This is a genomic window from Yaniella soli (genome assembly GCF_054782375.1).
Map to the genome: position 1 here is coordinate 32,651 of NZ_BAAGSP010000004.1, position 21,081 is coordinate 53,731.

The window sequence follows — 21,081 nt, forward strand, 5'->3', positions numbered from 1 at the left end:
CACCGTAGGGAAGACGAACTTGCTGGACTTTATTGAAGAGATCATCCTCGGGGCAGCCGAGGCATGGTGGATGCCCCTGGCCGTCTTTCTGCTCAGCCTGATCGACGGGTTCTTTCCAGTCGTCCCCTCCGAGTCCGTGCTGGTCGCGTTAGCCTCGATCGCTGATAGGGGCCAAGACGTCAGCCTCGTCACCATCTTCTTCATGGGCTGGTTCGGGGCCTTCATTGGTGACCAAATCGCCTACTGGTTGGGACGAACCATCGGCGTGAGGCGATTTCGGTGGATGCGTACCCGCTCGGTCGTGAGGGCCATCGGCGGAGTCCAACAAACGCTGAAACACTCCGGCGCACTGGTCGTGATTACCGCCCGTCACATCCCCGGGGGACGGGTCGCGGTGAACTTCATCGCCGGGGCGACCCGCATGCGCGTCATCAAATTCATGAGCCTGGACTTTGTCTCAGCAGCCATCTGGGCGGCGTATTCCATTGCCATCGGCTATTTTACCTCCGGGTGGCTCGACAATACCGTGCTCCAAATTGCGCTGGCACTCGTACTGGCTGCCATCCTGGGGTTCTTGATAGACCGGGGTATTAAGAAATATATGCGGTATCGGATGGACAAAGGTTCCACACAAGATGCCCTCGACGATGAAACTGGCCTAGACTCGGACGCGTGATGAAACAGGAATCCACAGACACTGAATCCACCGCCGCCCAAGACGAGTTGATCCTCGATCCGTTTGACCTCGATCTCGCAGCCCTTCCCAAGATCGCACTGCATGACCATCTCGATGGGGGCCTTCGTCCGGCGACCATTCTGGAACTCGCCAAAGACGTCGGGCACGAACTACCAGCTGACACCGAGCCCGAGCTCGCCAATTGGTTCGCCGAAGCCGCCAACGCCGGGTCGCTGCCCACATACCTCGAAATGTTCGAGCACACCCTGGCCGTGATGCAAACGGCACCCGCGCTGGAACGTATCGCCTATGAATTCGCGATGGATCTGGTCGCCGACGGTGTCGTGTACGGCGAAGTACGCTGGGCCCCAGAGCAGCACACCCGTGCCGGACTCAGCCTCGATGAGACCGTCGAGGCCGTAACCGCAGGACTCGAACGTGCCATGCAGGAGCAAGACGGCGGGCTCCAGGTGCACCAAATCCTGTGTGCCATGCGGCAGAACTCTGCAGAAAACGCCCAAGAAATCGCAGAGCTCACCCACCGTCATCGACCCCACGGTTCGGTAGTGGCCTTTGATATCGCTGGACCAGAGCTCGGGTACCCGGCCACCAATTTCGCCGACGTGTTTGCTTGGTTGGATGAATGCTTCGTGCCCATCACCATTCACGCCGGTGAAGCCGATGGCATCGACTCCATCGCCGGTGCACTGACCTCGGGCCGTGCCCTGCGTTTGGGACACGGTGTGAAGATGACCGAAGACATTGCTCGCGTCGAACTCGACGATGACCAGGAGATTTTGGTCTGGGGCGACGTCGCCAACCGCACGCTGTATAACAACACGGTGCTGGAACTGTGCCCAACCTCAAATCTGCAGACCGCGGCTGTCGAAGCCGGACCAGAAGACGCACCCTTAGAAAACCACCCGTTCGACCTGTTGTATCGATCCGGGTTTGCCGTGACCGTGAACCCGGATAACCGACTCATCTCGGGTGTGTCACTGACCGATGAGCTCTACAACTTGGCTGCCGTCTACGGTTACACCATGATTGACCTGTTGGAATTCCAGCTCAACGCGGTTAAGGGTGCCTTTCAGACGGAATACGCGCGCGATCAGCTGCGCGAATTTATTGAGTTCTCTTGGATGGATACCATCGCCGGCGTTCACGATGAAGACGACCCAAATGCTCCCGTTCTCTTCGTAGAGTTCGAAGACGATGAGGATGAGGACTAGTCCTTCGATGCAAGAGACCCAAGGGCTACAACGCCTCGTCTGGATCACTGCACAGCTGCGGACATACTGCCCGTGGACCCAGAACCTGACACACCACCAGCTGACCGAGTACCTCATCGAAGAAGCCTACGAGGCCGTGGAAGTCATCGAATCGATCCCAGCTGATCGATGGGATGCGAGCGCTGTGGAAGATGGCACGTACGACGAGTTCCGCAAAGAACTCGGCGATGTGCTGTTCCAGGTGACGCTGCACTCGGCGATCGCGGAACAGGCCGGGGCATTCGACGTCGCCTCGGTGGCCGATGCGATCAGTGAAAAAATGATCCGTCGTAATCCACACGTCTTTGATGCCGACGGACTGTTGCTGTCTGAAGAACAACTGGGCGCGATCACGGTGGACCAGGTCGAAAAGAACTGGGAACAGATCAAACAGGCCGAAAAAGCCGCCGAGAGTTCTGCTACGGAAGCGGTAACCTCATCGATATATGATCTGCCACCGGGGCTGCCTGCGCTCGCAGCGGCCGCAAAGATTGTTGACCGTGCCGGGCGGCAAACGATCGATCCCTTCGGTAACCAGCCCACCGCCACGGCGTGCTCCGTAGATGTGACCGCCGACGATGTCGGGGCCCAGCTCTTCGAATTGGTGCGAGCCGCCAGGGCGAACGATATCGATCTGGAAGCCGAACTGCGGCAATATACGCGTCAGCTCGGATAATACCGCCCAATAGTCAGGCGTTATGGCGGGCGGTCTACCCGGCGTCGGCCGAGACGCACTGTTTCCCGCCGGGCGACGTGCTCATTGCACGACAGTACAATAGTCGGAAGCGTGCAGCATAAAGACATGTGCGCTCATCTATTGGTGGAGGAGACGCGTGGTAGCGGATATGAACGCCGACACGATGCAGATCGGGGAAGTGGCGGAACGAACCCAGCTATCGATCCGGACGATCCGGCACTATGACCAAGTAGGGCTTGTGCCGCCTTCGGGTCGATCCGACGGTGGCTTCCGTTTGTATACCGCTGAGGATGTCACGCGCCTTAACTACGTGCGTTGGATTACCCCACTTGGGTTCAGCCTGGAGGAAACCGCCGAGATACTGCGGCTCATCGAAGGCGCGGAGGATCAAAGCCAATTGGCAGATTATCTGGCCCGGGCTCAAGCCTCCCGTGACAAAATGGCGAGAAAACTGCGCCAAGCCGATGAACTCATCGACGTACTCAAACGCCTATCGTAAGGGTTGTGACTCTACCCTTACGTTAGGGTAGGGTTTCGTGGTGTTGCTCGATTTCACCCAATGACCGGGGTGCATCACGTCCGATAGGAGTCCCTCGTTGTCCGTCACGATTCACGAGGCGCCCGACATAGCGCCCGAAATACGCCAATCAGTGTGGCATACCCTCAAATCTCCACGCCTACTGAAAACCGAAATACTGGCCGGCCTCGTCGTTGCACTGGCGCTGATCCCGGAGGCTATCGCGTTTTCGCTGATCGCAGGGGTCGACCCGGCCATCGGACTCTTTGCGTCGTTTACCATGGCCGTATCCATCGCCTTTGTGGGTGGACGTCCGGCCATGATTTCTGCGGCTACGGCCGCCACCGCGCTGGTGATTGCGCCGCTGGTGGAATCACACGGCATGGACTACTTCATTGCAGCAGTCATTCTCGCTGGAGTCTTGCAAGTACTCATGGCCGTGCTGGGTGTTGCGAAGTTAATGCGTTTTATCCCGCGATCAGTCATGATCGGCTTCGTCAATGCCTTAGCGATTCTCATTTTTACCTCACAGCTACCGGATCTGATCGGTGTGCCCTGGCTCGTCTATCCGATGGTCGCGGCTGGTTTGGTCATTATTTTCCTGCTGCCAAAAATCACCACGGCGATCCCGGCACCCCTGGTCGCCATCGTGATTTTGACGCTGGTGGCCGTGGTCTTTGCCTTAGACGTACCTACCGTCGGTGATAAGGGCCAGTTGCCGGATTCGCTACCAACCCTGTTCATCCCGGATGTGCCCCTGAACCTGGAGACGTTGCAGATCATTGCGCCCTATGCGCTTGGGATGGCCGTGGTCGGGCTGTTGGAATCGTTGATGACGGCAAAGCTCGTCGACGATGTCACCGATACGCACTCCAATAAGACGCGTGAATCATGGGGCCAAGGTGTCGCCAACATGATTACCGGTTTCTTTGGCGGTATGGGCGGTTGCGCCATGGTCGGCCAGACGATGATTAACGTCAAAGCCTCCGGTGCGAGGACGCGTATTTCTACTTTTGTGGCCGGCGTGATGATTCTCGTGCTGTCGGTGAGCCTGGGCGATATTGTCGCGATGATGCCCATGGGTGCTCTCGTGGCGGTGATGATATTCGTGTCGATTACGACGTTCGATTGGCATTCGATTCGCCCCTCGACCTTGGGGTTCATGCCAAAATCCGAAACCGCGGTCATGATCGTCACGGTCGTGGGTACGGTGGCCACCAATAACCTGGCTATCGGTGTGGTGCTGGGTGTGCTGACGGCGATGATTATGTTTGCACAGCGCGTGTCACGGTTTACGAAAGTCTCACGGACCGTCGCGGGTGAAGGCGACGATGGGGTGGCACGCTATACAGTGACCGGTGAACTGTTCTTTGCGTCGTCGAATGATCTCTACACGTTGTTCGACTACGCAGCGGATCCACAACATATCGTCATTGATCTGTCGCAGTCGCACCTCTGGGATGCCTCGACCATCGCAGCGCTCGATTCTGTCATGCTCAAGTATCACCACTACGACAAGCACGTCGAGATTATCGGGCTCAATGTTGCCAGCCGTGCCATGCGGGCGCGCATGTCAGGCCGACTCGAGTCCGATGGGTGAGATTCGTCAGGCCAGTTAGTCAGTGTGTGGTGGATCGTCCTCACGTTTGAGACGATCAAGCGTGCTCGTTAATCTGTCGGTGAGGATAAGCACGTCGCGCGTCGTGTTTTCCAGGGCGTGTCCCACAATCCCATAGGACTCCAAGTGGCGCATGATCCACTCGGCTTTGGCATGACCGACGCCGAGTTTCCGTTGCAACATGGACGTCGAGCCGAATTGTGACGCTACGACAAGTTCCGTGGCTCGGAGTGTCAGCGCCATATCGTTGCTGTTCAATGTCTCACCTTTCTTCGGTCAGTTGGCGTAGCGCGTTGACATGTTGGACGTAGGCTTGACGGCCACTCGCCGTCAGGGCAACCCGAGTATGGTTTCGACCGCCTTTTAGGAACCGGTGGGTGCTGACGTAGCCTGCGTCTGAGAGCTGCTTGAGATGTTTACTCAACACAGAGTCTGCCACGTCTAGCGAGTCACGCAATTGAGCGAATTCGGCCCACATAAGTGGCGAAAGGCTGGCACAGATCCGTAAACGCATCGGGGCATGGATCAGCTCATTGAATGCTCCCGCATTAGATTGGGCGCTCATTGGCTTCCTTTACCCGGGTCTTCACGACCTCGTGTTGCATACGAGAGACACAGAACCACAATACCCCGAATAAGGCCAGCCATTTCAGGGCGCCTTCGGTTACGGATCCTAGCTCCCACAATCTGGCGGCATACACAGTGATCATCATCAGTGCGAAGTATCCGACATATGGCCCTGAAGGTTTGAACACAGTGCGTGGTTTCGGCCGCGTTTTCATGAGGAAGTAGTACCAAATCACTATTGGGATTGCCAACGACGCGAGGCCTAGAATCCCGATCCACGAAACAACATTCAATAGTGTGAAAATCGTGGCGATCAATGCGACGAAGAGAATCGTCAAGATCGGGGGCACTTCAGTTGATCTGGCCATACCTTCCGACGTTCGCTCAATCTCAGTGAGCGCGTTATCTGCGTTGAAATCCTCAGACCATGAGTTTTGACCACCCAAGATGTCCCCTTTCCGTTATGGAAAGTCTAGAGTTTCCGCATTGGAAAAACAAGAGGTGATCTTGAGGGCTGCCACAATCGATGAGAGTGAAATAGTTCGTGTTTTGTTATCTGGGGTAGGCAGTCTGTGCGCGCTAAATCTGAGGGTGTCTCCGCGAACTCATGTACATCCCGAGGTGCGCCACCTGAGCTTATTGCTCGATTTCGTGCATGTCGCGGTCACTCGCGGTCAGCCTGGTCTGCCTTGCGGAGTCGGGAATAGACCAATATTAACAGCACCGCGCCCATCGATGCCGAGGCGGCGAGCGGGCTGAGATTATTCGCACTGTCGTGGGCGGTCACGACAACCAGTATGCCCAGCGTAATGCCGGTCAGTGCCAGCACGAGAGCAAGTCCAAAAATGAGTTTCCGCTTCATACAGACATGGTGTCAGTTCTGACCGAATCACACCAGCCTTTGTAGATCCACGCGCGAGGCCGCGCGTCTATTGCTTGGAAGCATGCCATGAAGCCCTCAAAATAATGGGAAATGACGCCTGACTCTGCGTTTTCTAGTTTTTACGCTAGAGTTGACCTTGGTTCAGCAGTGAGCTCATTCGATACCGCTTTTAAGGAGGGATCGTGGAGCACACACTGAGTGTCCACATGGAGGCAGATGTACTGCCAGGGCCAGTTTTAGTGAAAGCTAAGGGTAGTTTGACGGCTGAGACTTGCCCCTCTCTTTTCGACATACTTGATCCAGCGTTGGCACTTGCGGGATGCCCAAGTGTCACCGTCGATTTGCTGGAAGTAGCGCACCTTGAAACCGGTGGGGTTCAGCGCCTTGAGCGTTATGTTTCCCACTACCAGGCTGAGACTGCACTGCCAGCCATCAGCATCATTGAGCCACAGAATACGCTGCGGGTTGAGTACCTACGCGAGGGAGCAAAATGACAAATACCATGAACCCAGCCGCTCAGCCTGAACCAGCTGATGCTCAAAACCCAGCTCAAGAACCGGTGCAATTTACCGTGGAAGTCGGCCCGATGGCCCACGGCGGTCACTGTGTTGCCCAGCATGATGATCGCGCAGTCTTTGTACGGCACGCCATCCCGGGCGAAATTGTTGTCGCACAACTGACCGAAACCGGCCCATCAGAGCGCTTCTTGCTCGCCGATACCGTCGAAGTTATCCGGGCCTCGGAGTTTCGTCGTTCGCATCAGTGGAAGATTGCAGACTCGCTGCGGGCCCACTCGTTTGGACGCGAACCCGTCAGTGGAGCCGAATACGGTCATATTGTTTTGGAATACCAGAGGCGACTCAAAGCTAACGTCTTCAGAGACACCATGGTGCGCGTCGGCAAGCAAAATGTTGACGATATGGAAATCTCGGTTGAGGGTGTGGAAGCCGACGGCGCCCACGGGTTAGATTGGCGCACTCGCAACACGTTCGTGGTCTCGCCGGTCGGCCGACTGTGCATGCCTGTACACCGCGGTCTGAATCCGGTTGTGGTGCGCAATGTTCCTCTGGCAGTTCCTCAATTGGATGCCTTGGGATTATGGGGCCTCGATTTTTCAGGTGCCGCGCGCATCGAGGTTACGACGCCAGCTCACGGTCGCGATGCGTTGATTAATATCATCCCGCGCTCCAACGTCGTCAACAGCAAAGAGACGCTTGCAACGCACGTCGAGAACTGGCGAGAAGCAGTATCTGGTTTACCTCAGCATGTCTCGGTCGTCGTCTCCGCACCGGCGGGTAAAGGTGGCCGGAAGATTAAGGTCACTCAGGTACGCGGGCAGAGCTGGGTGGCAGAAGATGTCGCTTCTGAACTCTTCGGCACACGCAGCTTCCGCGTGTCGGGTCATGGTCGTTGGCCTGCGCATCGCGATGGCCCGGTCACCCTGGTTGACGCAGTGATGCAAGCCGCCGACGCCCAGCCCGGTCAGACGGTCGCCGATCTCTATGCTGGATCTGGTCTCTTCTCTCGGTACCTAGCTGAAGCAGTCGGTGCCGACGGGGCAGTGCTCGCGGTGGAAGACGGGGTGGCTACCAGTCAGGACGCTTCGATCAATCTACGCGAGGTTCCACAGGCTACTGTGCTGCACGGGAACATCAACCGTGTGATGAACAGTTGGCACCGCAAGCCCGAGGCCGATTTCACGGCGGGTGGACTCAACGATCGTCAGGTGGACACGGTAGTGATGAGCCCGCATCGCAAAGGTGCTGGCAAAGCAGTGTTGGGTCGTATTGATCAACTAACTCCCGAAAAGATCATCTATGTCTCGAGTGATCCGGCCTCGTTGGCTCGCGACACCCGCAGGCTGAACTACCACGGGTGGGTGCTGGACTCGGTAGAGGTCTATGACCTGGCCCCAGATACCCAGCACATGGAATCCGTCTGCGTGTTCACCAAGCCATAAGTAGGGGAGCGGTCACTCTTCGAAGACCGTCGTCGGTTGGGTCTTGCCGATCGAAGCGACAAGGTTGCGAGCCAGGTCGCGGACTTTAATGTTTTGGTGGCTGGAGACCTCGGTCAAGATGTCAAATGCTTCTTCTTGGCTGCACGCTTTTTGAGCCATGATGACCCCGACCGCGATATCAATTGCGGTCCGGGACTCCATGGCCTTCTGGCGGTCTTGAGCCACTTCTTCGGAGATCACAATACGTAACGCGACGGTTACGGCGAGTGATGCCAGCGAAGCAAAGCGTTGGGCGTGAGCAATGCTTTCTTCGTCGAATGTGCCGGTGTTGATGGCGTAGAAGTTCAGCGCCCCCGTGGCTTTGTCATCAAGCGTGAGCGGGACCGCTAAAACACTGCGTATTTCTGAATCTCGGACCGTCGCCATGTAGTCGGGCCAGCGGGTCTCGTGACGCGCATCAGATACTTGCAGCACCATCTGGGTCGCCTGTGCTTCCAAGCATGGCCCCTCGTCAAAGCCAGCTTGGATCTCGTCCAACTGCTTGGCGTACTGGCTGCTGTGGCCAACAACCGTGGTGCGCTTGTTGCGGCTCAGGAGGATTCCGCAGAGCGCGTTCTCCCCACCAATGACTTGTGATGCCGCGAGCTTGGCCAGCTCGTTGAGAAATTCGGAGATCTCATGGTTACTTGCCAAAAGGGAGTGTAGCGATTCTGCTGCTGATGGATTGGCCGGAGTTGAGTCCATGATGGATCCTTTCGGTGCCGTTCAGGGGTCAAAGTGCGTTAGAGCCACGGTCTCAGTGGCATGAGCGCGAGCTCTATTGCCCGTGACATGGGGTGTCTCTGACGCCACTGTGTCGAGCTGAGGGTCTCGCAGTGTGTGGAATCTGCAAGGAAGATTTTTTCTATCTCAGCGGCGAAGCGCGGGTCAATGACCTCCACATTGGTCTCATAATTATATGACAGCGCGAGCCGGTCGATGTTGGCTGTTCCCACGGTGGCCCACTGGCCGTCAATGGTAGCGGTTTTGGCATGGATCATGGAGGTGGCATAAAGCAGAATGGTGATCCCGGCATCCAGCAGTTGGCCATAAAATCCTCGTGAAACCCAGTCGGCCACGACGTGATTGGATTCCTTGGGAAACATGACCCGCACATCGACGCCGCGGTGTGATGCCTTGATCAATGCTTTGACGATCTGTTGATCCGGGATGAAATACGGTGTCGTCAGCCAGATGGAGTCACGTGCTCGATCGATGGCGTCCAGGTACATCTGCCGGATGGGATACATCAGCTGGGCCGGCAGGTTGGCCTCAACACGGACTTCGGGGTGCCAGGTCGGTGGTGGGGACCAGCCGATAGCCTCCGGGGAGTATGTATCTCGTTCCACAGCCGGGCAATCGCCTGCTGCATTCCCCACGCTCCCGGGCCGATTTCCCGGACGTGGGTGTCGCGCCAGTGGGTGGCATACAGTGAACCGATGTTGTAGCCGCCGACGAACCCGATGTGATCATCAACAACCAAGACCTTGGAATGGTTAAACCCGGTGTGGCGCAAAGGACCTTCCCAGAATCGTCGACCAATGACCGGCAGTCGTACGACGTGGATCTGTTCGGAGAGCTGTCGATAGAAGCGACGGGGTACGACCAGATTGGCAAAGCCGTCATAGAGCACATGAACCCGGACGCCACGCTGGGCTGCCGCGTTGAGCGTGTTCGTGAAACGCTGCCCCACCGCATCTGCTTTCCATATATAGGCTTCCATCTGCACGGAGTGTTGTGCGGCATCGATCGCCTCGATCATGTCGTCGTAGAGCTCGTCACCGGAGGTGTAAATACTCAGGGCTGACTCATCGAGCTGCGTATGGAACGTGCCCGGATTCGGAGCGCGCCGTTTCTCACGGTTGCGGTGCAGTATCCCATCGAGTGTCACTAAGGATGCTGCGACCACCACGTGCACAGCTGCTGCCGCCGCAGCCGTGACACCTGCGACCTTGAGGACTTTTGAGATCATCTTTGCAGTCTACGTTTGTACCGCGGCACCGGCCTAGACTTGTTGTTTGCCGTGGGTGCCATCACAAGCATATTTACGGTGCAAGCGGTGCATCATCGCTACACTAGGGCGTGACTGTATGTCGGAGGCACCCAAACGGTGACCACACACTTTTTCAAGGAGATTGCACTCATGGCCTTTATTGACGCCATCCATGCTCGTGAAATTTTGGACTCGCGCGGCAACCCAACCGTTGAGGTTGAAGTGCTGCTGACCGACGGATCATTGGGACGCGCCGCTGTGCCATCTGGTGCCTCAACCGGTGAATTCGAAGCCGTCGAACGTCGTGACGGCGATGGCGACCGGTACCTGGGCAAAGGTGTGCTGGGTGCAATCGAATCCGTCAACAATCTGGTGGCCGATTCGCTCTACGGTGTTGACGGTACGTCGCAGCGCGATGTTGACCAGATCCTGTTGGATCTTGACGGCACCGAAAACAAATCCCAACTGGGTGCAAACGCCATCCTGGGCGTCTCCATGGCCGTAGCCAACGCTGCCGCGGCGTCGACCGATCAGCCACTGTTCAAATACCTCGGCGGTGCCAACGCGCATGTGCTGCCGGTGCCGATGATGAACATTCTCAACGGTGGTGCCCACGCCGACACCAACGTCGACATCCAAGAATTTATGGTGCTACCCATCGGCGCCGCATCCTTTGGTGAAGCACTGCGCTGGGGGACCGAGGTCTACCACAGCCTGAAGTCCGTGCTGAAAGCAAACAACCTGGGCACCGGGCTGGGTGACGAAGGCGGCTTCGCACCAGAGCTTGGTTCCAACCGTCAGGCGCTGGAAGTCATCGTGGAAGCCATTGAAAAAGCCGGTTACACCGCCGGTGAAGACATCGCACTGGGCTTGGACGTGGCGTCCTCTGAGTTCTACACCGATGGTGCATACAACTTCGAAGGTGAACAGCGCGATGCTGCGGCGATGATCGACTACTACGCGCAGCTGGTAGCCGACTTCCCAATCATCTCCATCGAAGACCCACTCGACGAGCAAGACTGGGACGGCTGGAGTCAACTGACCGCCAAACTGGGCGACACCGTCCAACTAGTGGGCGATGACCTCTATGTCACCAATGTCACCCGCCTGCAGCGCGGCATCGATGAGAAGGCCGGCAACTCGGTGTTGGTCAAGGTCAACCAGATTGGCACCATGACCGAGACATTCGAAACCATTCGCCTGGCGCAGGCGCACACGTTTGCCTGTGTGATCTCGCATCGCTCTGGCGAAACAGAAGACACCTTCATCGCTGACCTGTCGGTTGCGACCAACGCCGGTCAGATCAAAACCGGTGCGCCAGCACGTTCGGACCGGGTTGCCAAGTACAACCAGCTGTTGCGCATTGAAGAAGAACTCGGCGACCAAGCACGCTACGCCGGCGCCGGTGCGTTTCCTCGCCTGACCAACTAACGCAAGACGCCACCCACACACCGCGGCTGCGCACGAACCGGCCGCGGTGTTGGTGTGTCAGCGGCGTTTCAGATTCTGAATACTGGCTGAGAATGCACGCGAAAACGGTGTTGGAACACGGAAAGCCACCCGGGTGGCCTTTACACTAGAGAGACTGCACGAGGCTGCCGGGAGGTGACGACAACGTGGTAAAGAAGCCGCGCATGCCCAAAAGTGCGCCACCGCCAAAAGATGAGCACGACGACGATGTTGTGATCACCGATGCCCCAGCGCCCGTCACCAGCATCAACAAACCGTCTGCTGCCAAGACACCTGCCGAACGAGCAGCGGGGAAAAAAGACAAGCCGGCTGCCACCAAGGAAACATCAAGCAAGCCGGGCAAGCGTCGAGCAGCAGATCCAGCCCCTGACGATGAAGACGTGCAGCCTGCGCCGCGGTCGAAAATGCGTGAGAAACTGCTGCGCACAGCACAACAGACGGATAAGAAACCGAAAAACCGCAACACCAAACGTATCGACGATGACATCTGGGATCGTCAAGACCGTGCCGCCTCATTTGAGGACGATCCGGAACCGGCACGACAGTTCTCCGGACGCACCGTTGCGCTACTAGCCGTGCTGTTCATCGCCGCACTCATCATGGCTCAGCCGTTACAGATGTTGTTAGAACAACAATCTGACATTACTCACGCGCAACAGCAGCTAGCAGGCGAAAACGAGCGCCAGGAAGAATTAGAAACCCAGCTACAACGCTGGGAAGACCCCGCCTATGTAGAACAGCAGGCCCGCGAACGATTTAACATGGTCATGCCGGGGGAGCGGAAGTACATGGTCATCGATGAAGACGACGAAAACACCCTGGCTCCCGAACCCGGTGTCGCTGCGCTTGATGAACATGTCGAAATGGGCTGGGCTGATCGCCTGTGGGGCTCAGTATTGTCATCCGGTCAGGAATAAAGGAAGTACGTGACCAATCAAAAACACCCAACCGCCCAAGATCTTGATACCCTGTCGAGGCAACTGGGCCGACCCGTCCGCGATGTCGTAGAAATCGGGGCGCGCTGCGTGTGCGGCAACCCGCTGGTGGTGACCACAGCACCCAGACTGAGTAACGGCATCCCCTTTCCCACCACGTTTTATCTGTCGCACCCACACGCCACCGCCGCCGCATCACGGTTAGAAAATGCTGGCGTCATGGACGAGATGACCCAACGGCTGACCGAAGACGAGGCCCTGGCTGCCGCTTACCGCCAGGCCCACGAACAATATCTGGGTGCACGGGCACGCATCGGTGAAGAGGCCGGAGTGGGCCCGGTCCCCGAAATCGCAGGGATTACCGCCGGCGGGATGCCAGAGCGGGTGAAATGCATCCATGTGCTCGTCGGGCATGCGCTGGCCGAAGGGCGCGGCGCCAACCCGCTGGGGGATGAAGCCCTGGACGCCATGCGCGAAGACTTTGATCCCGCCGTGTGCCGGTGTGAAGGCGCCTGGGACACCACCGGTGACGCCCCACAAAAAGACCTCTCGCGACACACGAAGCGCCTGCGCCGGTCGGGCCAAACCAACCCGATCCAATACGACGAGGCCGGGACCGGACCGGTGGCCGCCATCGATGCGGGCACCAACTCCATCCGCTTACTCATCGCGAAGGACACCGAGCACGGGGTCGAAGAGCTGCACCGCGATATGCGCATCGTCCGATTGGGCCAAGGTGTCGATCAGACCGGGGAATTCGCCCCCGAGGCTCTTGAACGCACTTTTGCTGCAGTCGATGACTACGCTCGTGAAATCACCCGGCACGGCGCCCATCCGACGCGATTTATCGCCACCTCGGCATCGCGTGATGTCTCCAACCGGGACGAATTTGTCGCGGGCATTCGCCAACGGCTCCACGCCACACCGGAAGTTGTCACTGGGGTCACCGAAGCAGAACTCACCTTCGCCGGGGCAGCCTCCGCGCTAGATACCTCGCGCTGGGACCGGCCGATCAACGTTGCCGTCGTCGACCTAGGCGGCGGCTCGACCGAGATCGTGCTGGGCACCATTGACCCCGCCGACGGTGCGGCGACGATTAGCGCCCAAACCTCCATGGATGTGGGATGTGTGCGCTTCCACGAGCGATACCAATTCGATGATCCGCCAACCAAAGACCAGCTCGCCGCGGCCCACGACGAGTTCGCGCAACGCCTTGGTGAACTCGATCCGCAAGCCTTCGACTTCACGACCTTGGATGCAGTCGTCGGCGTAGCCGGGACCATTACGACCATCACTGCAGCAGCACTGCAGCTGGATGCCTATGATCCAACGGCCATCCACGGCGCAGAACTCGACATCGACCAGATTGCCGACACCGCGAAGACCATCATCGGTCAGACGCGAGCAGAACGCAGCCAATACGGTTTCATGCACGAAGGGCGCGTCGATGTGATCGGTGCCGGTGCGGTCATTTGGGCGCAACTGCTCGACCACATCCGGGCGGCCACGAACAACACCGTGACACGAGCCATCACCAGCGAAAAAGATATTCTCGACGGCATCGCACTGTCACTTCTAAGGTAATCATGTACAAACAAGCACTTGCCGGGCTCACCGGTATTGCGCTGACGGCCCTGCTCGCGACGCCTGCAGCGGCTGACCAATGGCGCGATGACCAATACTGGTTAGATGACTACGGCTTCACCACCGCCTGGGAGACCTCCCGTGGCGAAGACGTCACCGTAGGCATCATCGACACTGGTGTCGACAGCACACACCAGGATCTCGATGGACAAGTGGTCGGTGGTTACGATGCCTCGGGCACCGGAGAAGCCGATGGCACCACACCGATGGGCCCGGATCCGACCCACGGCACCCAGGTCGCCTCGCTTATTGCGGGGCACGGTCACGGAGACCCACCCGAAACCGAAGAGGACGAAGACGACTCCGAGGACGAGGACGCCGACGAGGACTCAGATGATGAGAACACCGACGACGAAGCCAGTGATGAGCCAAGCGAAGAGCCAGAAGAGGTCGCACCCGTCGACGAGTACGGCACCGACGGAGTGCTTGGTACCGCGCCAGAAGTTGAGCTGCTCTCGGTTTCGGTCCTACTGGATGACACCGTAGAAGGCGTGCCATCAGTTGATGAACAAATTGCCAACGGTGTGACCTGGCTGGTGGATAATGGCGCAGACGTCATTAACATCTCGCTGGCCTCCCAAGCACAAGACTGGCCAACCTCGTGGGACGACGCGTTCCTCCATGCCGAGCAGAACGACGTCGTGGTCGTCGTGGCCGCAGGAAACCGAGCCTCCGGTTCCGATGTGGTCGGTGCTCCCGCTACCATCCCCGGCGTGCTGACAGTCGCTGGACTCGAAGAAGACGGCAGCGCCTCCTGGGACGCCTCAACACAGGGTATTACCATCGGGGTCGCCGCACCGGCTGACCCACTGATCGGTGCCGTGCCGGGCGATGACTACACCCAGTGGTCAGGGACTTCTGGAGCCTCACCGCTTGTCGCAGGACTGGCGGCCCTCATTCGTTCCGATAATCCAGATCTGTCTGCCCCGCAGGTCATCAACCGCATCCTTGCCACAGCCGAAGATACCGGCAGTGCCGGTGACGACAACCTGTATGGGCGTGGCATCATGGATGCTGAAGCGGCGCTGACCGCCGATGTTGACACGGTCAGTGAGAATCCGATGGGCTCCATGGAAGAATGGATCACCCTGCACCGACGCGGTGAAATCGACGAGACCGATGGCCAGGAAGAAGAACGCGAAGCGGCCGGCCCCATCGACTATCCAACCGAGGTGCCCGAAGCAGCACCACCCGAAGAAGAACCCGCTATCCTGCAGCCCATCGTGATTATTGGCTTCGGTGTGCTGTTGCTTAGCGGGGTTGCCACCACAATATTTATGCTCAGAAAACGCGCAACATCACAGCGTAATTCGTGACTTTGGTAAAAACTTCACAAAGTTCGTTCAAGACCACTAAGGTAGACAGTATGGCTATTACTCCTCATCTTTCTCCTAAGCCCCGTGTTCTCGTTGTAGGCGGTGGTTACGGCGGTTATCACGTCGCCAAACGTCTACAGAAAAAGATCCGCGATCGTGGCGGCATCGTCACCGTGGTGGATCCAAACTCGTATTTGACCTACCAACCCTTCCTGCCAGAAGTCGTCGGCGGTTCGATCGAAGCTCGCCACGCACTGGTCGACCTGCGCAGCCACCTGCGCCACTCCGAAGTCATCCAGGGCAAAGTGGTTGAAATCAAGCACGCCGGTAAAACGGCGACCATCGAAGGCCCAGAAGGTATGACCTTCGATCTGCCATACCAAGATGTTGTCGTCACCGCCGGTGCTGACAGCCGCGTGTTCCCAATTGAAGGCCTCGGCGAAGCAGGCATCGGTCTGAAGCGTATTGAAGAAGCCGTCTCGCTGCGCAACCAAATTCTGGAGCGCATCGAATCCGCTGCACTCATGACGGATGCAGACGAGCGTCGTCGCGCCATGACCTTCGTTGTCGTCGGTGGTGGCTTCGCCGGTGCCGAGCTGATCGGTGAAATCGAAGACCTCGTGCGCACCGCAATCTCCAAGAACCCACGTCTGGCACAATCCGATGCACGCGTTGTACTCATCGAAGCAATGGGCCGCATCATGCCAGAGGTCACCGAAGAACAAGCCGAAGCCGTTGTAGAAGAATTCCGTGCCCGCGGTATCGAGGTGCTGTTGAACACCTCGCTCTCCTCCGCCGTTGATAACCACCTGAAACTGGTCAACATGTCAGACCAGTCCGACGCTGGCTCCTTCTATGCCGACACCTTGGTATGGACCGCAGGTGTTGCAGCGAACAAACTGGCCAAGTCCACCGACTTCCCAGTCGAAGAACGCGGCCGCATCGAAGTCACCCCAACCCTGCAGGTTTCTGACGGTCAAGGTGGCGTGGCCGAAGGTGCATGGGCAGCCGGCGACGTTGCCGCTGTACCAGACCTGACCGGTGACGGCCCAGGTGGCTTCTGTGTACCAAATGCGCAGCACGCTGGACGTCAGGCAGCACGCCTGGCCGAGAACCTCATGGCAGTTCGCTTCGGTGAAGGTGCAGTTGAAGAGTACTACCACAAGTCGCTGGGCACAGTTGCCGGTATGGGCGTAGGTAAGGGTGTCGGGAACCCACTGGGTATCGAACTCTCCGGTGTTGCCGCATGGCTTGGACACCGCTTCTATCACAACTACGCGATGCCATCCTTGGAGCGCAGCTCACGCGTCTTGGGCGGCTGGATCAACGAAATCATCTTCGGTAAAGACACCACTCAAGTCAAAGAACTCGAAACACCACACAACGCATTCCGTGAAGCAGCCGGCCTAGAACGCCTGCCAAACCGTATGGATGTCAAAAAAGAAGCATCTGACGCCTAAATAGAGTCAACTATCGCGGTCCGCTGGGAAAACCAGTGGGCCGTGATGCACGTTCGAGTATTACGGGTTCGCATTTTGTGTCGAACGGTACCTGATGCGCTAAACTCTAAATGTTCGAGTGCGCCTCCGTGGCCCAATAGGTAGAGGCAAGCGACTTAAAATCGCTGTGTTATGGGTTCGAGTCCCATCGGAGGCACCAACACATTTGCCCCTTCATTTGGATCTTCTTCTGGAAGAAGGGGCTTTGTCGTGCCTGAGCCAAGCAGCTGGATATCCGCGGCCAGAATTTCGTCATCACCTTTGGTAGTGTCGCGTGCGCTGCGGTAGCTGGCAGCACGGTGCGACGAACGCAATCGTGTCCGGTGAGAGGTTTGAACTCCACGCGATACGGGCGTCCGCAACTTTCACGTGTGATGGACAGCTCGAGATCGCTTGCGCAGGCAGCCCTTTTGAACCCCGGTGTCATCGTGGACGAGCGAAGCGATTCTCGCGCAAGCATCCCAGGCAGCAAAGCTTTCCGGTGAGCTTGAGATACTCGGTGCACATGCGGTGACCCCGCAGTTCGAACGCCGCGCTGAAAGATCGGGATGCTAATTCTTTGAGCACGGCCGCCTGATGTAGCAACTCGCCGTGATTATTTGTGGGAACGCCAAGTCTGGAAGACTTTCACTCGCCAGGTCTGGAATATTGTCGCGACGGGTCGCTTTCATGCCTCGATTACTTCGGTCTGAAGGAGACTGCGCGCGGTTAAAAACGCGGAAAAGAAACCGCGTGAAACATTTGCTTCACACTTCATTCAATCGCATCGTAGATAAACTGTTTAAGGTTCAATCTGTCTGCGAGCCTAGAAATTGCTGAGTTTTTGCTGAGTCATTGTGCTAACTTGCTTTGTGGTGATGTGCCATACCTGACCGGTTGGCATCCATCGCCGCCTGATCGCGCGTCTCGGTTGACTGACCTAGTCGAAGAGCGCGTCATGCATCCTCAACGGATGCCTGAACGGTTCAATATTGCTAATCGGAAGGACCTCTGTGGACACTCCACCTGAAGAACCTTTAGGGCTCAACACTCACAAACCTCGAAGGCGACCAACCGGATTCTGGAAACGCACCGGCGCGCTCGCCACTACTATTCTTACAACCGTTGGACTGACAGTTGGCGGCGCAGCACCTGCTGCTGCAGCGCCCGACGATGACTCCGAAGCGCTCGGTAAATTCCTAGGCGGACAAGCCCTAGGCGTTAATCTTGATGACCTTGCAGAAGTTCAAGGCGCATTGGCAGAGAACCCGAGTGGTGAAAATCCACTAGTGACGAACCCGCTGGGTGTAGAAGTGCTAAACGCACTAAACATCGATCTCGGCGATGGTCTTCAGTTGCTTGGCGAAAACGGCGTCATCCAGCTGGGAGCTGTTAACCAATACGCCGAGGCTCAGGATTCCGGTGACGCATACGCTGCTTCTGGTGCTGTAACTGACCAGGGCGCAATTGCTGTAGGCGGTTCTGACTCATATCCTTCTGACGCCTCACTCAATCTTGATGCGTTGCTGCCAGCTGGTACAGAAGGCCTTGTCTCGGACCTGAGTCTCGAACTCGGTGCCCTCTCTTCAAACATTGAGCAGTTAGAAGGCGGCGAAGCTGTATCTGATTACCAGGTGGCCGGAGCAACTCTGAACTTAGAGAGCCCTGCCGTTGGCGATATCTACACCTCCTTGTTAACTACTGTTGATGGTCTTCAGGGAACTCTGAATGGCCTGGGTGGGACTCTAGAAAATGCACTGTCACAAGGTCTTGACCTGGGTCTCGTGGCAAGCCTGAGCACGGACGTTACGTTCCGTGCTCCAGATCTATCTGCGTTACTGCCTGATGAGGTCATCGGTCAATCAAGCGGCGTCACAGTTGATCTCACCACTGGCGCGGTCAACGTTGATCTGAGAACGCTCCTTGCTTCCGATGATAGTCTGCCCAACCTTAACGAGATGCCGGCAAACTCAGAATTGCTGAGCGGTGAAGTGATCGCGGCAATTACCGATGGTGTCACTCAAGCTGTTACCGATGTTGTCACCGAGATCGTTACGAACCTTCAGGACACAATCGAGGCGACGGAACTCGGTCTCGACGTTGAATTGGAAGCTCTTGGTGGGGCGCTGGGTACCATTGATATAACGCTTAATGCGAATCTGGCAGATATATTGAGTGGTGAAGCTGAGAATACTGTCGCGATTGATATCAATGGTGGCCTACTTGGCAACCTCCTCGGGCCTGTCCTTGATGCGTTGGGGCTAGGCTCGGAGAGCCAGCTTGGTGACCTGATATTCAACCTTGTGGGCGGTACGCTTGGTGAAACCTTGGACGTCCTGACTGATCTTGAATCTGTCGTCGATGACATTACTGGTCCACTAGCTACTGAGGTTGTAGGTCCTGTACTCGGAGTCGTCAACCAAGTTGTCGCAGTGACTGTCAATGCACAACCTGAAGAAGGAGACCTGGGTCCAGGCACCTCCACGGTGCGTGCGCTTCAGGTGACGCTATTGCCTGCAACAGAGCTGGCACAGGTCAATATCGCCTCATCAACCGTTCGTGGCACAGTCGCAGAAGAAGCAGAGCCTGTTCAAATCACCGATCCCAGTGACGGCGAAACCATCACAGGGACATCCGTACCTGTGACTGGTACTGCCGAGCCGGGCGCCACTCTCGATGTCACACTTGGAGACCAAACCTCCGAAGTAACCGCTGAAGCGGATGGTTCTTGGACCACACAGTTCGAGGACGTTGAACCTGGTGACTACACAGTTACCGCAACTGACGGTGCGACCACTGATTCGGTCGATTTTACTGTTGCAGCCGACGATTCAACTGATGACAACACGGCAGACAATACCGAAGTAAACACTGCGGATAACACTGATGTGAATACTGAGGACAACACCTCGGATAACACTGATGTGAATACTGCTGAGAATGATGCGGATAACACGGATGTGAATACTGAGGACAACACCTCGGATAACACGGATGTGAATACTGAGGACAATACCTCGGAGAACACTGGTGAGAACACGGATGTGAATACTCAGGACAACACCTCGGATAACACTGATGTGAATACTGCTGAGAATGATGCGGATAACACTGATGTGAATACTGCTGAGAATGATGCGGATAACACTGATGTGAATACTGCTGAGAATGATGCGGATAACACCGATGTGAACACGGATGTGAATACTGAGGACAACACCTCGGATAACACTGATGTGAATACTGCTGAGAATGATGCGGATAACACCGATGTGAACACTGATGTGAATACTGAGGACAACACCTCGGATAACACTGATGTGAATACTGAGGACAACACCTCGGATAACACTGATGTGAATACTGAGGACAACACCTCGGATAACACTGATGTGAATACTGCTGAGAATGATGCGGATAACACTGATGTGAATACTGCTGAGAATGATGCGGATAACACTGATGTGAACACGGATGTGAATACTGAGGACAACACCTCGGATAACACGGATGTGAATACTGAGGACAACACCTCGGATAACACGGATGTGAATACTGAGGACAACACCTCGGATAACACTGATGTGAATACTGAGGACAACACCTCGGATAACACTGATGTGAATACTGAGGACAACACCTCGGATAACACGGATGTGAATACTGAGGACAACACCTCGGATAACACGGATGTGAATACTGAGGACAATACCTCGGAGAACACTGGTGAGAACACCGACGTGAATACCGGAGACAACAACGATTCCAACGGCACCGGTAATTCAGGTGCTAACGGATCGGCTGCTGTAAACAGTAGCGACAATACAAGTAACGGAAGCGGCTCGAGCAGCCAAGCCGGCGGATCGACTCTCGCCTCCACCGGTGCAACTACACTGGCATACGTCTTGGGTGCAGCACTCTTGCTGTTCCTTGGTACGCTCCTTGTAGTCCGCGCTAGAAGGAATGCTACTGCGAAGTAGTACAGCAGTTCACTGAACTGGTGATTGAACTGGGAGG

General features: G+C 56.8%; 20 protein-coding genes and 1 tRNA gene. 14 read left to right on the forward strand and 7 right to left on the reverse strand.

Annotation, left to right across the window (positions count from 1 at the left end):
- Positions 1–19 precede the first annotated feature (19 nt).
- From ACYVJT_RS03010 to ACYVJT_RS03030, 5 genes are all read left to right on the forward strand, one after another.
- Complete coding sequence (locus ACYVJT_RS03010) at positions 20–676, forward strand: DedA family protein (protein WP_343955645.1); 657 nt, start codon at positions 20–22, stop codon at positions 674–676.
- Positions 676–1,908 (forward strand): adenosine deaminase, encoded by a 1,233-nt coding sequence (locus tag ACYVJT_RS03015; protein WP_343955704.1) that lies wholly within the window; start codon positions 676–678, stop codon positions 1,906–1,908. The genes ACYVJT_RS03010 and ACYVJT_RS03015 overlap by 1 nt, the downstream gene beginning before the upstream one ends.
- Before the next feature lie 7 nt (positions 1,909–1,915).
- Positions 1,916–2,623: a MazG nucleotide pyrophosphohydrolase domain-containing protein gene (locus tag ACYVJT_RS03020; RefSeq protein WP_343955643.1), complete on the forward strand. Its 708-nt coding sequence runs from the start codon at positions 1,916–1,918 to the stop codon at positions 2,621–2,623.
- Between the two features lie 157 nt (positions 2,624–2,780).
- The gene (locus ACYVJT_RS03025; RefSeq protein ID WP_343955641.1) at positions 2,781–3,143 is read left to right on the forward strand and encodes a MerR family transcriptional regulator; all 363 of its coding nucleotides are present in this window, start codon (positions 2,781–2,783) and stop codon (positions 3,141–3,143) included.
- Positions 3,144–3,240: 97 nt separating this feature from the next.
- Positions 3,241–4,761 carry a SulP family inorganic anion transporter gene (locus ACYVJT_RS03030; protein ID WP_343955639.1) on the forward strand — a complete coding sequence of 507 codons (1,521 nt, stop codon included), beginning with the start codon at positions 3,241–3,243 and terminating at the stop codon, positions 4,759–4,761.
- 15 nt (positions 4,762–4,776) lie between these two features.
- Here ACYVJT_RS03030 and ACYVJT_RS03035 read toward each other — a convergent pair whose 3' ends face one another.
- From ACYVJT_RS03035 to ACYVJT_RS03050, 4 genes are all read right to left on the reverse strand, one after another.
- Positions 4,777–5,037 (reverse strand): DNA translocase FtsK, encoded by a 261-nt coding sequence (locus tag ACYVJT_RS03035; RefSeq protein ID WP_343955637.1) that lies wholly within the window; start codon positions 5,035–5,037, stop codon positions 4,777–4,779.
- A gap of 4 nt (positions 5,038–5,041) precedes the next feature.
- The gene (locus ACYVJT_RS03040) at positions 5,042–5,344 is read right to left on the reverse strand and encodes a transcriptional regulator (protein WP_343955635.1); all 303 of its coding nucleotides are present in this window, start codon (positions 5,342–5,344) and stop codon (positions 5,042–5,044) included.
- The gene (locus ACYVJT_RS03045) at positions 5,328–5,792 is read right to left on the reverse strand and encodes a hypothetical protein (protein WP_343955633.1); all 465 of its coding nucleotides are present in this window, start codon (positions 5,790–5,792) and stop codon (positions 5,328–5,330) included. The genes ACYVJT_RS03040 and ACYVJT_RS03045 overlap by 17 nt, the downstream gene beginning before the upstream one ends.
- Before the next feature lie 218 nt (positions 5,793–6,010).
- Positions 6,011–6,208 carry a hypothetical protein gene (locus ACYVJT_RS03050; protein ID WP_343955631.1) on the reverse strand — a complete coding sequence of 66 codons (198 nt, stop codon included), beginning with the start codon at positions 6,206–6,208 and terminating at the stop codon, positions 6,011–6,013.
- A gap of 203 nt (positions 6,209–6,411) precedes the next feature.
- Between ACYVJT_RS03050 and ACYVJT_RS03055 the strand changes: the two genes are divergently transcribed.
- Positions 6,412–6,723: a hypothetical protein gene (locus tag ACYVJT_RS03055; protein WP_343955629.1), complete on the forward strand. Its 312-nt coding sequence runs from the start codon at positions 6,412–6,414 to the stop codon at positions 6,721–6,723.
- Positions 6,720–8,189 (forward strand): class I SAM-dependent RNA methyltransferase, encoded by a 1,470-nt coding sequence (locus ACYVJT_RS03060; RefSeq protein ID WP_343955627.1) that lies wholly within the window; start codon positions 6,720–6,722, stop codon positions 8,187–8,189. Before ACYVJT_RS03055 ends, ACYVJT_RS03060 begins: the two co-directional genes overlap by 4 nt.
- 12 nt (positions 8,190–8,201) lie before the next feature.
- Here ACYVJT_RS03060 and ACYVJT_RS03065 read toward each other — a convergent pair whose 3' ends face one another.
- Genes ACYVJT_RS03065 through ACYVJT_RS03075 form a run of 3 tightly spaced genes read right to left on the reverse strand, consistent with a single transcriptional unit; the run spans position 8,202 to position 10,200 of the window.
- Positions 8,202–8,933 (reverse strand): GAF and ANTAR domain-containing protein, encoded by a 732-nt coding sequence (locus tag ACYVJT_RS03065; RefSeq protein ID WP_343955625.1) that lies wholly within the window; start codon positions 8,931–8,933, stop codon positions 8,202–8,204.
- Positions 8,934–8,971: 38 nt separating this feature from the next.
- Positions 8,972–9,478, reverse strand: a complete 507-nt coding sequence (locus tag ACYVJT_RS03070; RefSeq protein ID WP_343955623.1) for a phospholipase D-like domain-containing protein — start codon at positions 9,476–9,478, stop codon at positions 8,972–8,974.
- The gene (locus tag ACYVJT_RS03075) at positions 9,478–10,200 is read right to left on the reverse strand and encodes a phospholipase D-like domain-containing protein (RefSeq protein WP_343955621.1); all 723 of its coding nucleotides are present in this window, start codon (positions 10,198–10,200) and stop codon (positions 9,478–9,480) included. Before ACYVJT_RS03075 ends, ACYVJT_RS03070 begins: the two co-directional genes overlap by 1 nt.
- Positions 10,201–10,371: 171 nt before the next feature.
- Between ACYVJT_RS03075 and eno the strand changes: the two genes are divergently transcribed.
- The 7 genes from eno (at position 10,372) to ACYVJT_RS03110 (ending at position 21,044) form a co-directional block, all read left to right on the forward strand.
- Positions 10,372–11,652: a phosphopyruvate hydratase gene (gene eno / locus ACYVJT_RS03080; RefSeq protein WP_343955614.1), complete on the forward strand. Its 1,281-nt coding sequence runs from the start codon at positions 10,372–10,374 to the stop codon at positions 11,650–11,652.
- A 203-nt stretch (positions 11,653–11,855) separates the two neighbouring features.
- A complete protein-coding gene (locus ACYVJT_RS03085) occupies positions 11,856–12,608 on the forward strand; it encodes an FtsB family cell division protein (protein WP_343955612.1) in 753 nt (250 codons plus the stop codon).
- A 9-nt stretch (positions 12,609–12,617) separates the two neighbouring features.
- Positions 12,618–14,210, forward strand: coding sequence for a DUF501 domain-containing protein (locus tag ACYVJT_RS03090; protein ID WP_343955610.1), 1,593 nt, complete (start codon positions 12,618–12,620; stop codon positions 14,208–14,210).
- A gap of 2 nt (positions 14,211–14,212) precedes the next feature.
- Positions 14,213–15,586 carry a S8 family serine peptidase gene (locus ACYVJT_RS03095; RefSeq protein WP_343955608.1) on the forward strand — a complete coding sequence of 458 codons (1,374 nt, stop codon included), beginning with the start codon at positions 14,213–14,215 and terminating at the stop codon, positions 15,584–15,586.
- A 50-nt stretch (positions 15,587–15,636) separates the two neighbouring features.
- Positions 15,637–17,046 (forward strand): NAD(P)/FAD-dependent oxidoreductase, encoded by a 1,410-nt coding sequence (locus ACYVJT_RS03100; RefSeq protein ID WP_343955606.1) that lies wholly within the window; start codon positions 15,637–15,639, stop codon positions 17,044–17,046.
- Between the two features lie 122 nt (positions 17,047–17,168).
- Positions 17,169–17,245, forward strand: a tRNA-Leu gene (locus ACYVJT_RS03105).
- Between the two features lie 832 nt (positions 17,246–18,077).
- Positions 18,078–21,044 (forward strand): choice-of-anchor G family protein, encoded by a 2,967-nt coding sequence (locus ACYVJT_RS03110; protein ID WP_343955604.1) that lies wholly within the window; start codon positions 18,078–18,080, stop codon positions 21,042–21,044.
- Positions 21,045–21,081: the final 37 nt, after the last annotated feature.

Excerpts from the sequence above, each read along its gene's own strand:
- ACYVJT_RS03070 (WP_343955623.1), bottom strand. The coding sequence starts at position 9,478 with ATGTATCCCATCCGGCAGATGTACCTGGACGCCATCGATCGAGCACGT.
- ACYVJT_RS03085 (WP_343955612.1), top strand. The coding sequence starts at position 11,856 with ATGCCCAAAAGTGCGCCACCGCCAAAAGATGAGCACGACGACGATGTT.
- ACYVJT_RS03075 (WP_343955621.1), bottom strand. The coding sequence starts at position 10,200 with ATGATCTCAAAAGTCCTCAAGGTCGCAGGTGTCACGGCTGCGGCGGCA.
- ACYVJT_RS03095 (WP_343955608.1), top strand. The coding sequence starts at position 14,213 with ATGTACAAACAAGCACTTGCCGGGCTCACCGGTATTGCGCTGACGGCC.
- ACYVJT_RS03065 (WP_343955625.1), bottom strand. The coding sequence starts at position 8,933 with ATGGACTCAACTCCGGCCAATCCATCAGCAGCAGAATCGCTACACTCC.
- ACYVJT_RS03050 (WP_343955631.1), bottom strand. The coding sequence starts at position 6,208 with ATGAAGCGGAAACTCATTTTTGGACTTGCTCTCGTGCTGGCACTGACC.
- ACYVJT_RS03040 (WP_343955635.1), bottom strand. The coding sequence starts at position 5,344 with ATGAGCGCCCAATCTAATGCGGGAGCATTCAATGAGCTGATCCATGCC.
- ACYVJT_RS03015 (WP_343955704.1), top strand. The coding sequence starts at position 676 with ATGAAACAGGAATCCACAGACACTGAATCCACCGCCGCCCAAGACGAG.
- ACYVJT_RS03060 (WP_343955627.1), top strand. The coding sequence starts at position 6,720 with ATGACAAATACCATGAACCCAGCCGCTCAGCCTGAACCAGCTGATGCT.
- eno (WP_343955614.1), top strand. The coding sequence starts at position 10,372 with ATGGCCTTTATTGACGCCATCCATGCTCGTGAAATTTTGGACTCGCGC.
- ACYVJT_RS03100 (WP_343955606.1), top strand. The coding sequence starts at position 15,637 with ATGGCTATTACTCCTCATCTTTCTCCTAAGCCCCGTGTTCTCGTTGTA.
- ACYVJT_RS03020 (WP_343955643.1), top strand. The coding sequence starts at position 1,916 with ATGCAAGAGACCCAAGGGCTACAACGCCTCGTCTGGATCACTGCACAG.